The sequence below is a fragment of the Atopomonas hussainii genome (genome assembly GCF_900109735.1).
Classification (GTDB): Bacteria; Pseudomonadota; Gammaproteobacteria; order Pseudomonadales; family Pseudomonadaceae; genus Atopomonas; species Atopomonas hussainii.
The window spans coordinates 34,878-48,521 of sequence record NZ_FOAS01000006.1 but is presented as its reverse complement, the minus strand read 5'-3'; the positions used below and the strand labels follow the sequence as shown (position 1 = coordinate 48,521).

Annotated in this window: 17 protein-coding genes; 2 read left to right on the top strand and 15 right to left on the bottom strand. The window is 59.7% G+C overall.

Annotation, left to right across the window (positions count from 1 at the left end; genetic code table 11):
• Nucleotides 1-9: 9 nt before the first annotated feature.
• A complete protein-coding gene (locus BMX80_RS07070; RefSeq protein WP_074866798.1) occupies nt 10-309 on the bottom strand; it encodes a PilZ domain-containing protein in 300 nt (99 codons plus the stop codon).
• A gap of 210 nt (nt 310-519) precedes the next feature.
• On the opposite strand from BMX80_RS07070, the gene BMX80_RS07065 reads away from it, so the two are divergent.
• Nucleotides 520-1,704: a SpoIIE family protein phosphatase gene (locus tag BMX80_RS07065; RefSeq protein WP_071870722.1), complete on the top strand. Its 1,185-nt coding sequence runs from the start codon at nt 520-522 to the stop codon at nt 1,702-1,704.
• Complete coding sequence (rssC, locus tag BMX80_RS07060) at nt 1,701-2,177, top strand: anti-sigma factor antagonist RssC (RefSeq protein ID WP_071870308.1); 477 nt, start codon at nt 1,701-1,703, stop codon at nt 2,175-2,177. The genes BMX80_RS07065 and rssC overlap by 4 nt, the downstream gene beginning before the upstream one ends.
• Nucleotides 2,178-2,379: 202 nt before the next feature.
• Here rssC and tal read toward each other — a convergent pair whose 3' ends face one another.
• From tal to BMX80_RS06990, 14 genes are all read right to left on the bottom strand, one after another.
• Nucleotides 2,380-3,297, bottom strand: coding sequence for a transaldolase (gene tal / locus BMX80_RS07055; protein ID WP_074866796.1), 918 nt, complete (start codon nt 3,295-3,297; stop codon nt 2,380-2,382).
• A 123-nt stretch (nt 3,298-3,420) separates the two neighbouring features.
• Entirely contained in the window at nt 3,421-4,419 is a 999-nt protein-coding gene (dusA, locus tag BMX80_RS07050; RefSeq protein WP_074866792.1) for a tRNA dihydrouridine(20/20a) synthase DusA, read from the bottom strand.
• Nucleotides 4,420-4,538: 119 nt separating this feature from the next.
• Nucleotides 4,539-5,048: a hypothetical protein gene (locus tag BMX80_RS07045; RefSeq protein ID WP_074866789.1), complete on the bottom strand. Its 510-nt coding sequence runs from the start codon at nt 5,046-5,048 to the stop codon at nt 4,539-4,541.
• A complete protein-coding gene (locus BMX80_RS07040; protein WP_074866786.1) occupies nt 5,026-6,510 on the bottom strand; it encodes a cytochrome D1 domain-containing protein in 1,485 nt (494 codons plus the stop codon). Before BMX80_RS07040 ends, BMX80_RS07045 begins: the two co-directional genes overlap by 23 nt.
• Nucleotides 6,498-7,340, bottom strand: a complete 843-nt coding sequence (gene cobA, locus BMX80_RS07035; RefSeq protein WP_074866783.1) for a uroporphyrinogen-III C-methyltransferase — start codon at nt 7,338-7,340, stop codon at nt 6,498-6,500. The genes BMX80_RS07040 and cobA overlap by 13 nt, the downstream gene beginning before the upstream one ends.
• Before the next feature lie 86 nt (nt 7,341-7,426).
• Nucleotides 7,427-8,617 carry a heme d1 biosynthesis radical SAM protein NirJ gene (gene nirJ / locus BMX80_RS07030; protein ID WP_074866779.1) on the bottom strand — a complete coding sequence of 397 codons (1,191 nt, stop codon included), beginning with the start codon at nt 8,615-8,617 and terminating at the stop codon, nt 7,427-7,429.
• On the bottom strand, nt 8,604-9,137 hold the full coding sequence (gene ahbB / locus BMX80_RS07025; RefSeq protein WP_074866776.1) for a siroheme decarboxylase subunit beta: 534 nt from the start codon (nt 9,135-9,137) through the stop codon (nt 8,604-8,606). The genes nirJ and ahbB (BMX80_RS07025) overlap by 14 nt, the downstream gene beginning before the upstream one ends.
• Nucleotides 9,112-9,555 (bottom strand): Lrp/AsnC family transcriptional regulator, encoded by a 444-nt coding sequence (locus BMX80_RS07020; RefSeq protein WP_074866774.1) that lies wholly within the window; start codon nt 9,553-9,555, stop codon nt 9,112-9,114. The genes ahbB (BMX80_RS07025) and BMX80_RS07020 overlap by 26 nt, the downstream gene beginning before the upstream one ends.
• Nucleotides 9,548-10,060, bottom strand: a complete 513-nt coding sequence (ahbB, locus tag BMX80_RS07015) for a siroheme decarboxylase subunit beta (protein ID WP_074866772.1) — start codon at nt 10,058-10,060, stop codon at nt 9,548-9,550. The genes BMX80_RS07020 and ahbB (BMX80_RS07015) overlap by 8 nt, the downstream gene beginning before the upstream one ends.
• The gene (locus BMX80_RS07010) at nt 10,048-10,557 is read right to left on the bottom strand and encodes an Lrp/AsnC family transcriptional regulator (protein ID WP_074866769.1); all 510 of its coding nucleotides are present in this window, start codon (nt 10,555-10,557) and stop codon (nt 10,048-10,050) included. The genes ahbB (BMX80_RS07015) and BMX80_RS07010 overlap by 13 nt, the downstream gene beginning before the upstream one ends.
• Nucleotide 10,558: 1 nt before the next feature.
• Nucleotides 10,559-11,758, bottom strand: coding sequence for a cytochrome D1 domain-containing protein (locus BMX80_RS07005; RefSeq protein WP_074867037.1), 1,200 nt, complete (start codon nt 11,756-11,758; stop codon nt 10,559-10,561).
• Between the two features lie 23 nt (nt 11,759-11,781).
• Nucleotides 11,782-12,126: a c-type cytochrome gene (locus tag BMX80_RS07000; RefSeq protein WP_139214037.1), complete on the bottom strand. Its 345-nt coding sequence runs from the start codon at nt 12,124-12,126 to the stop codon at nt 11,782-11,784.
• Between the two features lie 12 nt (nt 12,127-12,138).
• Nucleotides 12,139-12,450 carry a c-type cytochrome gene (locus BMX80_RS06995; protein ID WP_074866766.1) on the bottom strand — a complete coding sequence of 104 codons (312 nt, stop codon included), beginning with the start codon at nt 12,448-12,450 and terminating at the stop codon, nt 12,139-12,141.
• A gap of 283 nt (nt 12,451-12,733) precedes the next feature.
• Nucleotides 12,734-13,609 (bottom strand): ethylbenzene dehydrogenase-related protein, encoded by an 876-nt coding sequence (locus BMX80_RS06990; protein WP_074866763.1) that lies wholly within the window; start codon nt 13,607-13,609, stop codon nt 12,734-12,736.
• Between the last annotated feature and the right edge of the window lie 35 nt (nt 13,610-13,644).

The window sequence follows — 13,644 nt, the reverse complement described above, 5'->3', positions numbered from 1 at the left end:
CTACGCGTGTCAGCGCATGGCAGTGATATGGATGCCGATCAGGCTATTGCCATTGTCTAACTCTTCCACGCGTTTGATTTCCCCCGTGACTTCCAAGCCGCGTAATGAAGGGTGGTCTGACTCAATCGCGACTTCCACATGCTCACCCACGCTGGGTACGCAAGCGGCCTCAAGCTGCATGCCTGTGCTGGATAGGTCTCGGCAAGTGGCACTCACGCTTTGCCCCGCATATTTCAGGGTGGCGGCTGCTTCGACCTGCATGCGGATGAAATCGCGTTTTTCGCTGTAAGCTCGATCCGTCATACTCATGGACGCTGTCCTCGTTGTTGTGCTCCTACTTTCAATTAAACCCCATATATGGTGGCTGTAAAGGTTAGAGCCGACGACTGGCCATGCAGCCGTCATGAAGATCGGCTATGTCACACCCTCACAGCGACTATGATTGCCTTGAACCATGCTTGGCATGGGAGTAGTGTCGCAACGCGATAGCCACTGGACAGGGTAGGGCTGGATTTGCCGATAACCGAAGCACCGCACGCACGCTTGCTGTTGGTGGACGATGAAGAGGTGGTACGCCACAGTTTGGCGGCCTACCTCGAAGACTCCGGCCATCAGGTTGCACAAGCTGCCGATGGCCTCCAAGCCTTGGCCGTGCTCAAGCAGCAAACGTTTGATTTGCTCTTGTGCGACTTGCGAATGCCCAAGATGGATGGCCTAAGCCTGATTCGACAGGTCAAGGAGCATTACCCACAGTTGCCGGTCATTGTCATCTCTGGCGCCGGTGTGATGGGCGACGTTGTGCAGGCGCTTCGCTTAGGTGCCAGCGACTACCTGATCAAACCGGTACATGATTTGAGCATGCTCGAGCACGCGGTAAATAAAGCGTTAGAGCATGCACGGCTAGAGGCTGAAAATGCCCGCTACCGGCATGAGCTAGAAGCTGCCAATCGCGAATTGAAAGCCAGCTTGCGTGTTTTGGAAGACGATCAGGCCGCAGGCCGTCAGCTGCAGATGAACATTCTGCCGCCCACCCCTTGGCAGGCCAGCGGCTTTACCTTCAGTCACCAGATCACCCCGTCGTTGTATTTGTCTGGCGATTTTATTGACTACTTTCAGGTCAATGATCACTTGCTGGCGTTTTATCTGGCCGATGTCTCTGGGCACGGTGCCTCATCGGCGTTCGCGACGGTGCTGCTGAAGTTTATGACCACGCGTTTGCTGTATGAGTTTCGCCGTAACGATCGCGAAACCTTTGCGCCTTCCGAGGTGCTCGATAGCATCAACCGCGGCCTGATCAACTGCAAATTGGGCAAGCACGTGACTATGCTCGGCGGGGTTATCGATTTGCGTAGCAATACGCTGCACTACAGCGTTGGTGGTCATTTGCCGCTGCCCGTGCTGTTGCAGCAGGGCAAGGCCGAATTTTTGCCGGGTCGTGGCTTGCCGGTTGGCTTGTTCGCCAAGGCCAAATACGACGATCACAGCGTTAGCTTGCCGGCGGAATTCGCCTTGGTGATGATGTCTGACGGCATTCTTGAGCTGATTCCCGGCGATACCTTAAAAGCCAAAGAGGCCAGTCTGCCGGGCTTGATTGAACGTTCTGGGGGCACATTGGATGGCCTGCGCAGTGAATTGGGGCTGGCCAAATTGAAAGATATCCCAGATGATATTGCCTTGCTGGTGTTGAGCAGGAACCTGCAATGAGTACCGGGCAAATCCAGTTTGCCGAGCAGGACGGCATGTTCGTCCTCAAGTTTCTAGGTGATGTGCGCCTGACGCTGTGCGCGACGCTGGATTACACCATCGAGAAGATTTTCTCGGCGTTGAAATTTCGCGCCATCATTATCGATCTCACCGAAACGTCGTGCATCGACAGTACCTCGCTGGGCCTATTGGCCAAGCTGTCTATTTTGTCGCGCGAGAAAATTGGCTTGCTGCCAACCATCGTCAGCGACAGTGAAGATATCAGCCGCTTGTTGTTGTCGATGGGCTTTGATCAAGTGTTTAACCTGATCAATGGCCCGGCGCCTTGTATCGATTGTGCCGACTTGCCTGAGCAAGACGTGTCTGAAGCCGAGGTCAAAGCCAAAGTACTGGAAGCACACAAGATTTTGATGGGCCTGAATGCCAACAACCGCGCCGCCTTTAGTGATTTAGTGCACGCGCTAGAGCATTAAGCGCAGCCAACACGCTGCAAAAAGCCCGCTATCAACAGACTGTGTGAAAACTACTGCGCTTGGCTATGCGGCGTTAAAAACAGGCTCAAAATGCTCATTTACCACACGTAAACTGCGCTTTTTCGCCTGTTTTTGCCTTGCCTAGCCTACGCTCGCGACGTTTTGACACAGCCTGATCAAGCGGGCTTTTTTATGCCGGTTATCAGGCCAGCAGCGCCTCTAGTTTTAGCTGGTCGGCGGCGAATAAGCGAATGCCTTCGGCAAGCTTCTCGGTAGCCATGGCATCTTCATTCAGTGCCCAGCGGAAGGCGTTTTCATCCAGCACTTGGCGCGCCTCGCCAGCTTGCCCGGCCTGCAGTTGCTGAGTCAGCGAGCCTTGATCAGCAGCCAAAGACTCTAACAATGCTGGGCTAATGGTCAGGCGGTCGCAACCGGCTAGCGCCTCGATCTGCCCGGTGTTACGGAAGCTCGCGCCCATCACCACGGTGTTGTAGCCGTTTTGCTTGTAGTAGCGATAAATACGGCTGACCGACTGCACACCGGGGTCTTCACTGCCTTGATAGTCAATGCCGGTTTGCTGTTTATACCAATCGTAAATGCGCCCCACGAACGGTGAAATTAACGTCACCCCGGCATCGGCACAGGCGCTGGCTTGGGCAAAGGCAAACAGCAGGGTGAGGTTGCACTGCACGCCGGCTTTTTCTAAGCGCTCGGCGGCTTTGATGCCTTCCCACGTGGAGGCGATCTTGATCAGTAGGCGCTCGGTACCAATGCCGCGCTGGTTATACAGCTCAACCAAGTTCATCGCTTTGGCGTAGGTTGCTTCGCTAGCAAACGACAGGCGCGCATCCACTTCGGTCGATACGCGGCCGGGAATCAGACGCAGAATCTCTTCACCCACGCGCACCGCAAATAGATCGCACGCTTTGGCGACATCGCCGCCAGCTTGGCTGCGTGCCTCGGCTAAGGCTTGCGCATAGCGCGGCAGCTGCGCGGCCTTGAGCAATAACGACGGATTGGTGGTGGCATCGACAGGGGTGAGTTTGGCAATGGCGTCGAGGTCGCCGGTATCGGCCACAACCGTGGTCATGGCACGTAATTGGTCGAGCTTGCTGGTCATACAACGGCCTTGTTGTTGGTCTTTGCTCGACCATAACGGATGCGCCATGAACAAGACAATCGTGACGCAGAAAAACCTGATAAATCGTGGTGTTAGCGCCGCTTTTTAGGCCAGATTCAGGGTTTAGCGGCCTTCCAGCAAGGCACAGGCTTGATCGAACAGGCCCAGTGGGTCGGCAGCTTTATGCACGTTTGTCGACAACAGTTGGCGGAATTGCCGCGCACCGGGAAAACCTTGCGCCAGCCCAAGCACATGCCGCGTGACGTGGTGCAGCGCGCCACCTTCGGCCAAATGCTGCTCAAGATACGGGCGCAGGGCGCGCAAGGCTTGCTCGCGCGTCGGCGCAGGGTGCTGGGCGTCAAACAGTGCGGCGTCCACTTCGGCCAGCAGGTAGGCGTTATGGTAGGCCTCGCGGCCGAGCATCACCCCGTCGCAGTGCTGCAGGTGCGCTTGGCACTCGGCGAGGGTTTTAATGCCGCCATTAATGATGATCTCAAGGGCCGGGAAATCGCGCTTGAGTTGATACACCAAGTCGTATTTCAGCGGCGGAATTTCGCGGTTCTCTTTTGGCGATAGGCCCTCAAGAATGGCGATGCGGGCATGGGCGATAAAGGTTTCGCAGCCGGCGTCAGCAATGCTGCCGACAAAATCGCACAGCTCGGCATAGCTCTCGCGGCCATTGATGCCAATGCGGTGCTTAACTGTGACCGGCGTTTGCACCGCATCGCGCATGGCTTTCACACAGTCGGCAACCAGCTGCGGGTGTGCCATCAAGCATGCGCCGATCATGTTGTTCTGCACCCGATCGCTAGGGCAGCCGACGTTTAAGTTCACTTCGGCATAACCGGCAGCCTCAGCCAGCTTGGCACAGGCGGCTAAGTCAGCAGGGTTGCTACCGCCCAGCTGAATGGCTAGCGGGTGCTCATCGGCGTGATAACGCAGAAAACGCTCGGTATCGCCATGCAACAAGGCCCCGGTGGTGACCATCTCGGTATACAGCAAGGCATGCTGCGAGAGCTGGCGCAAAAAATAGCGGCAATGACGGTCGGTCAAATCCATCATCGGCGCCACGCAGAAGCGGCGCGATAGTGTGGGGGTGGTGGCGGTGTTTTCTAACGACATGCAGACGATCTTTGTGCGGTGCGGGTTAAGCAGGGCGGCCAGTTTATCAGCAAGTGTCGAGCGCTGGGCTGCAAAGCGATTAGCGCGGGGTGGCGGAGGCGGGTATCAGTTTCCGCACATCAAGATGATAGAAGCGGCGCTGGCTGGCGTAGTCGAGCCACAGGCTCGGTGAGCTCTGCTTGTGCTTGCGTGGGCGCGGGGTGCGTTAGGCGGCCGCGTTGTGGGTTTAGGTAGCCGGGGATGAATGCGCCTTCGCGGTATTGGAAGTCGTGGATTTTGCCGCTGGGGATGTCCGGGGTGCGCGGGTTGTAGCTGAGTTCCCAAACTTCATTGATGGCGCTGATCAGCACCACAAAACTTGTACGGTTGCTGAAGTGCCAATGGCCATTTATGTAGCGTGTGCTTTGGCTGGCGTCGCGGTTTTGCAGTGGGTGTTCGCGGGTTGTTTGTCCATCGCAGAGCACTAAGTAGCCGGGTTTACTTTGTAGGTACACGGCGCCGGCGTGCTCTAACACGGGCAGGGCGGGATTGGGGCAGGCGGCGCTAGCACTCGTTGCGGCCAGCAGCAGGACGGCGCCGAGCAGCGCGGCCCTGTGCTGGCTTAGCTTAGTGCGAGGTGCCTTCGGCATAGTTGATTTTGTTGAACACGTTGTACTTGCCGGAGGGTTTGTTCATCGGCAGGCGTTTGATTTCTTCCAGCGTGTCGGCGTTGTAGATGATCAGCGCGCCGTCTTTGTCCCACACACTCAGCAGCACGTGTTTGCCGTAGCGGTCGAACTCGACGTGCGCGGCGTTTTTGCCCGGCATGGGGCGCAGGGTTTTCGCCACGCTTAGGTTGGCTTTGTCGATCACCTGCACCACTTCTTGGTTGGGGCCGAAGAAAACATCGGTCCATGCGTAGGGGCTATTGGCGTGACTGCGCAGGAAGAAGCCCGGGCCCTCGGTGGGGATTTCTTTGATGATCTGCCAGTTATCCAACGCGATGACCGACAGCTGGCCTTGCTGGATATTCGGGGTGGCCATCACGGGGCGGCCTTGCCACTGCCACGTGATGCCCGAGCCCAAGTGTGGCATGCCTTTGAGGGGGATCTTTTTGATCACTTTGCCGGCGTCGAGGTCGATCACTTGACCGCCATGGCTGTCGCGCGAGGTGGCCAGCAGATGGCGATAGTCGGGGTCGAACGAGAAGTCGTCTAAGTAATCGCCGGCGCGGATGCGTCGCAGCGGCATATCGGTTTGGTCGTAGGGGATTTCCCAGATTTCTTCGACGTCTTTTAGCGCGGCAATAAAGCTATTGCGCGGCGGGGCGGTGTACACAGCGCTAACCCGCGACGGGGTGCCTTGTTGGTCTTTGACCTCGATGATGCGATTTAGGCTTAAGTCTTCGGCGTTGAGCACCACCAGCGAGTTGGGCAGGTAGTTGGCCACCATCAGGTAGCGGCCATCTTGGCTGCTGGCGATATTGCGGGTGTTAATGCCCGCGCGAATTTGTGCCACGGGTTTTAAGTTCCACAGGTCGTATTGCGTCACCCAGCCATCGCGCGAAGCCCAGAACACAAAGCGCCCATCGGGGGAGAATTTTGGCCCGCCATGCAGGGCGTAGTGAGTGGGGAAGCGGGTGATCACCTCGAAGCGGTCACCATCGAGGATATTGATATGGTGATTACCGCTTTCCACCACCACGAACAGGTTCAGCGGGTCGGCTTTAAACACTGGCTTAGCGGGTAGCTCGGCACGCGGGGTGAAGACGGTATGACTGGCGCGGATGGCGGCTTTGTCCCAGTGCGGCGGCTCGGCGGGCGGTTGATATAAGTAAGCGGCCAGCTGGTCGATTTGCGTGCTGGAAAGCTGCTCGGCAAAGGCCGGCATTTGCGTGGCTGGACGGCCATCGCGAATCACCTGCACGGCAGCTTTTTGCGGTAAGCGCGCGAGGCTTTCTGGCAGCAAGGCAGGGCCTTGCGCACCTAAGCGGCCTGGGGCGTGACAGCTTTGGCAGTGCTGCTGATACAGCGCCTCGGCGTCTACCTTTGGGCTTTCGGCATGGGCTACCAGAGGCAGTAAAACCGCGGCCAGTAGGCTTAAGCGCTGCATGAGCTGGCTCCTACGGCAATAAATTCAGGTTCTGCGGCGCGAATGCGCCCGGGGTGCTGTACGTCGGCCTGTTCAAACAGACCGACCACGGCACCAATCACAATCAAGGTGGGCGGTTTTAACTGCGCATCGGCAGCCAGCTGCGGCAAGGTGTCGAGGGTGGCGCGCAGCACTTGTTGGCGTTCGCTACAGCCGTGGCTGATCAGCGCTGCGGGGGTGGTGGCGCTCAGGCCGTGCTCGACCAGCTGGCGACGAATAATCGGCAGGCTGCCTAAGCCCATATAGAAGACTAAGGTTTGCTCCGGTGCGGCCAGTTGCGCCCAAGGCAGCAGTAGTTCGCCATCGGCTTGAAGATGGCCGGTAATAAATTGGCAGCTGCGCGCCAGTTTGCGATGGGTGAGCGGAATGCCCGCCAATGTGGTGCAACCGCTGGCGGCAGTAACGCCGGGCACCAGCACGCAGGGCACGCCATTGGCCAGCAGGTGTTCGAGCTCTTCGCCCCCGCGACCAAATACAAACGGGTCGCCGCCTTTTAGGCGCACCACACGCTTTTGCTCGTGGGCTAAATCGACCAGCAGTTGATTGATCTCTTCTTGCGGCAGGCTGTGTGCGCCACAGGCTTTGCCTACGTAGCGGCGCACGCAGCGGTTGGGCAGCATGGCCATGATTTCGGCGCTCACCAAGCGGTCATAGACCACCACGTCGGCTTGTTGCATCAGTTGCCAAGCACGCAGGGTGAGTAAGCCGGGGTCGCCGGGGCCGGCGCCAATCAGGGCGACTTCGCCATAGCGCAGCGCATCTTGGGTAAAGCTCGGGGGCACAGCGTTCATCGGGGGCTCCTTGTCGGCGCGTCACGGTGCTGGCTTATGATCCGCATGTCAGCCCGCGCGCGGCCTTGTGTTAAATCAAGTGCGGCTCAGGTGGCGCTTTGCACGGCGGCGATGCGCTTGTCGGTTAAACCGATTTCCGCATCGGTTAAGTAGCAGCCGGGGTCTTCGGCCCACAGCTCGCCACTGGTCGCCCAAGCGCGGGTGCGGGTGTTGCCGCCGCACACCTCCAACCATTGGCAACTGCCGCAACGGCCACCGAGCGGGCGTGGGCGGCGGCGCAGTTCGGTGAGTAGCACGTCGGGCTGGTCGAACCAGATGTCTTTGAACGAGCGCTTGCGCACATTGCCCACGCTGTAGTGCCACCAGTAGGTGTCGGGGTGTACTTCGCCCACGTTGTCGATGTTGGCGATGCTCGAGCCCGTGGCATTGCCGCCCCAGCGGGTGAGCATGGCGTGCAGGCGTTGGTAGTCGTCGGGGCGATGCTGGCTGGCCCAGTCGAGCAGGCGCACGGCGTCGGCGTCGTTATTGCCGGTAACGTATTCGGTATTCAGGCCGTGGCAGATATCCGACCAAGCGCGCTGAATCAGTAAATCCACCGCTTCGCGGGTCATGCGCAGGTGGGCGTCTTGTTTGCGGTGGTGTTTGCCGCGCCCGCTGTAGTTGAGGTGCGAGAGGTAAAACTTCTGCACATCCAGCTCGTGCATTAAATCCAGCACCGCCGGTAGTTCGCTGGCGTTGTGCTGATTGAGCGTGGTGCGCAGGCCTACTTTTATGCCTGCGCTGCGGCACAGGCGCACGGCCTCAAGGCTCTTGTCGTAGGCGGTCGGGTCGCGGCGCATGTAGGTGTGGGTGTCGCGCAGACCATCCAAGCTGATGCCGACATAGTCGAACTGCGCAGCGGCGATGCGCGGCAAGATGGCCTCGTCGATCAGTGTGCCGTTGGTAGACAACGCCACGTAAAAACCCAGTTCGCGGGCGTGATCGGCCAGCTCGAACACATCCGGACGAAGCAGTGGCTCGCCGCCGGATAAAATCAGCACCCGCACGCCGGCCTCGTTGAGCTGGTCGATCACCGCATGGGCTTCGGCGGTCGATAGCTCGCCGGCGAAGTCGGTATCGGTGGAGGTTGAATAACAGTGGCGGCAGGTCAGATTGCAGCGGCGGATGAGGTTCCAGATCACCACGGGGCTGTCGCGGTTAATCAGCGGCGGTTTGCGCGCACTTTGCGGGTTGGGAGCACTGTGCAGCTGGCGCAGGTAATGGCTAAGACGCAGCATGGGAGTCTCCTTCAGATGTGGCGGGACGGCGGGTGCGCAGGCCGGTTTTCTTTAAGATGCGGCTGCTGACCAGCATGTCGCTGCGCTGGCAGGCGGGGCCGAGCAAGGCAGCCAGTTCGGCGCGTTGGTTATCTAGCTCGGCACGGCTTTTGGCGTGCAGCATGGCGAAGAGGTTGTAGGGCCACTGCGGCAGGTGCCGTGGGCGCAAATAGCAGTGACTAACATTAGGCAGCTGGGCCAGTTGCTCGCCCAGCGCATGGGCGTGCTCATCGGCGACATCCCACACCGTCATGCCGTTAAACAGATACCCCAAGCGGTAATGGTTGGGCACCGCCGCCACGCGGCGTAGCGCGCCTTGTTGTTGCATGGCTTGCAGCAGGGCGATGACCTGCTCTTCGCTGACCTTGAGTTGCTCGGCCAGCCACGCCCACGGATTAGCGACCAGTGGCAGACCGCCTTCGCTGAGGGCTACCAGCCGCTCGGCCAGCGCGGCGTCATACGGGCAAGTAGAGCTGGACATGGAACTCTCGCAATTTGGGGAAGTTAAACACCGCAAGGCCGGTGATTTGCTCGATGTGCTTAAGGCTTGGGGCGATCTGCTCGGCGTCGGTGCAGGCCAGCACAAACCACATGTTTAAGGCGTGCTCGCGGCGGTAGTTGTGCGCCACTTCGGGTAGCGTGAGTAGTTGCTGGTGTACCGCTTCGAAGCGCTCTTCGGGCACGGCCATGGCGGCTAAGGTGAAGGCGCCGTCCATGCGTGCCACATCAAACAGGGGGCCAAAGCGGGTGAGGGTGCCATCGGCCAGCCAGTCGGCGACGTGCTGGCGCATGGCCTCGGGTTCCTGCCCTAGCTCGCTAGCCAGCGCGCCCCATGGATCTGCCACCAACGGCAGGCCCAGTTGCAAACGGTTGAGCAAAGCGCGGGCGGCGTTATCCATGGCCGTGGCCTTGTGTCGGTGACGCGGCAAAGTGGCCGCCGCGTTGCTTATAGGCACGGGTGGAGAACAGCCAGTCGTGGCGATAGCTGTGCAGTTGGTGGCGGGCCAGCAAGGCGGCGATTTCGCCTTCGACCTCGTCACGGGCCCGGCCATGAATCATGCAGAACAAGTTATACGGCCAGTCGGGTAAACGGCGCGGGCGGCGGTAGCACAGGGTTACGCGGGGCTCTTCGGCCAGCTGCGTGCCCACGGCGGTCACGGCGTCGTCGGGAATATCCAGCACCAGCATGGCGTTGGCCTTGTAGCCCAGTTGGTGGTGGCGCACCACTAAACCAAAGCGGCGAAACAAGCCTTCGTCTTGCCACTGCTGCACGGCGGCCAACACGCTGTGGCTGTCGCTGTGAATGTGTTCGGCCAGCTGCGCATAGGGCTCGCTGGTTAGCGGCAGGCCCTGTTCGAGCAAGCTGCGCAGGTGCAGTTGCTGTGCGGTACTTAAGGCAGGCATGCGCGTACCTCCGCACGGTGGCTGGGTTGGCTTAAGGCGATGGCAGCGTGGTCGAGGGCAAAGGCGAGGTCGATGTGGAAGGACTCCAGCATCGGTAAATCCAGCGGCGTTTGCCCAGCCAACGTGGCGATATCGGCCAAGGCACTGTCGATGGCCGCGCGGTCGCAGCCGGTGACCACAAACCATAAGTTGTAGCGATGCTCGCGGGCGTAGTTGTGATTGACCGCCGGATGCGCCGAGACCAGCGCGGCAACCTGGTCGAGCTCAGCCGGGGCGATGGCCAACGCGGCTAAGGTGCTGGCGCCGGCGCGGCGGTGCTCAAACACCGGGCCAATACGCGACAGCACGCCGCTGTCGGCAAGCCCAGCTAGGCAGGACAGTACCTCGGCTTCGCTAACGCCTAGTTCGTCGGCCATTGCCGCATAGGGTTTGGCGCACAGCGGCAGGCCTTTCTGGAAGCGATCCAGCAGTTGGCACATCAGGCTATGGCGGTCCATCTCAGAGGCCCAGCTGTTGTGCGCGATGGCTGAAGAAGATGCCGCTGGGGCTGTGTGCCGGCAGGCTGGCAAGCTTTTTCAGGGTGTAGGGGTCCCACACTTGCACTTCGTGCCCGTCGCGCAGCGATAGCCAAACGCGATGGCCGCGTGCGGCAAATTCCATATGCAGCACGGCAGGGCCGGGCTCTAAGGTGGCGATAACTTTTAGGCTTTCGCTGTCGATCACCTGCACCTTGCTGTTATCGGGGTACGCGAAGTTGACCCAGATTTGCCGGTGATCGGGGCGCGTCATAACAAACACCGGCTGACCGAGCACGTCGATGGCGCCTTTTTGCTGCCAGCTTTGGCTGTCCAGCACCAGCACTTGGTGATGGCCCACGGCGGGCACAAAGGTTTTGTCGCCAGCCACCGTCCAGCCTTCTAAGTGCGGCATCTTGTATACCGGCAGCTTTTGCTCGCCGCGCCCGTAGTGATCGAGCACGCGTTCGATACCGCGTTCGGGGTGCCATAAATCCAGCTTGGCCATGCCGTCTTCACCAAACAGGCCGGCGATGTAATAGCGGCCGTCGGGGGTCAGCAGGGCGTCGTAGGGCTGCTTGCCAATGCCGGTAAAACGCTGCAGTTGCGGCTGATAGTCGTTGCTGGCGCTGGCTTGGCTGAAGTCCGCCAGCCAGGTTTCATCCGAGTCAAACAGGCTAAACACAAAGCGTTGGCCGGGGGCATCGACTAAGCCCACGGTGCGCGCATTGCGGTTTTGCCCCGGCAGGGCGGTGGCGGGAATGTCGGCCACCAGCTCTAGGGTGTCGCTGTTAAACACCTTCACGCCGCCGGGCTCGTAGTTGCTTACGGCAATCAGGCGGCCGTCTTGGCTAATCGCGCCGCCGATGCTGTTGCCGCCTTGTATGATGCGTTTGACCAAGCGCTGCTCGATTAAATCAAGCTTGCTTAAACCGCCATCGCGGGCAAACACATAGGCGTAGCGCTGGTCGGGCGAATAGACCAACGAGGCATGCGACAAATCGCCCAAGCCTTCGATACGCGCCAAGCTGCGCATTTGTGCTTGGCTAACCAGCAACACGCTGGAGTGGTCACGCTCAATCACCACACCAAAGTCGCCACTACCGAGCGAGTGCGTCGGCGTTGGCGTGTTGACGCAGGCGGTTAAGCCGATGGCACTGGCTAGGGTAACGAGGCGCAACAGACGCTGAGTAATGCTCGGGGTGTTCATGGTAGGGCTGTTCCTTGCTGCAGTTGCTCGACCAGCCAGGCGGCTTCGTCTTCGCTGAGCAAGCCTTGCCACGGGGGCATGGCGCTGCCGGGACGGCCGTGCAGAATGGTCGCGATAAGCCCTTCGGCAGGCTTATTAGCCAGCGCCTCGGGGGTGAGCGGGGTGCCTAGGCCGCCGGTTAAGCGGGTGCCGTGGCAAGAGCCGCAGTCTTGTTTAAGCAGGTGCTTTAAGTCGGCCTGCCGAGGTGCATCCGGCACCTCGGCGTGGCCGTAACTGCCGATGGTCACCGCCCCGAGCAAGGCGACCATCAACAGTGCGTGGGGATGCCGTTTAACGTGCATGCCCATGCTCCGTTACTGCTGCTGCAGTACCCAGTTGGCGAGGACCTTGGCTTGCTCCTCACTGACATTGTTTGGCGGCATGGGGATCGGGCCCCACTTACCGTTCACGCCGTTTTTAATGCTGGCGGCCAGCACATCGGTGGCATCGGCTTGGCCGGCGTATTTGGCCGCCACTTCTTTAAACGCAGGGCCGACCAGCTTCATTTCGACGTTATGGCAGGCCACACAATTTTTTGCTTTAAACAGCGCGGCGCCGTCTTCGGCTTGTGCCGGCTGGGCAATCAGCACACCGACAGCGATCAGGGGCAGTAGTAGTTTTTTCATCGTTCCATCCTCAAGGCTTGGCTCGGGGGTTAACGCAGCGTGTGCTGCAACATGCCGGTACAGAATGCCGAGGCCGAACTGCGGCTTCCTTGATTGGGGTCAACCGAAAACCATGTCACAGCTAGGGTTATGCGGATAAAAAGCAAGCCGAGGTGCAGGCACGTCGGCTTGAAATGGGAGGGTGTGCTCGTGCACACAACCGAGGGGCTGCGAGGGTGAGCCGCAGCCCCTCAAAGCGCTGCAGGGAGACCACAGCGCTTATTCGGGAGTTAGTTAACCGGCATTACTGCGCTTTGGCGTTGATATCCGCCTCGGCATCAATGCCTAAGGTCAGGCCCAGTGATACATGGTGGTAACGGCCATCGCTGCTGTCGTCGTGGATGGCAAAGCCGAAGTTGTACACCTTGCCTGCCGCAAGGCTGACATCGCCTTCGCCGCCTGCGAACTTACGGGTGAACACCACGCTCCAGTTGCCGTTGTCATTCTTGCCTTCGGCGCCCTGCAGTGCGGTGCCGCCTTCCATCACGCGCTGCTCGGCCACATAGCCGTCGTAGGCTTTGTTTTCGCCGCTGCGCCATTGATTAAGGTCGAAGAACACGCCATCGGCCAACGAGCCGCCTTTCACGTACTTGGTTTTCTGCGCGTCGCCCTCGGGCATAGTGCGCACGCCCATGTGGCAGCTACCCCAGCAGCCGCCTTGCTCGGCCAGCTCAACCTTGTTGCCGTCTTCGAGCATGTAGGCGATTTTGACTGGGTTGGTTTCATCCATCTTGGCGCCGCCAGAGGCTGCTGGCTGCTGCCAAGTAAAGCGCAGGTAAAGGTTCTCGCCATCGTGGGTGGCTTGTACCTTGGCGTTAATCGCTGGCGCTTTGCCGGCCGGCGGATTGGGTTCGTTTTTCTCACCGCTGACAATCAGCTGGCCAATATCGGCGGCTTCTTCGCTGTGACAATCGGCGCAGCGTTCGCCTTTTTTCAACGCGCGGGCACCACCGTGCTCGACGCCTTTAGTGACCCATTCCACCGGCGATACGCCAGGGTAGAACAAGGTGACGTCCATCGCGCTGATTTGGCTCCAATCAGCAGGGGCGGCCGCCAGACAGGCGCCGGAGCTTACACTCAGGGCGGCGCCAATGGCGGTAGCAATTAGGCTTTTGTTCATCGTGCTAATCCTCATGCTGGGTTAAACGCTCACTA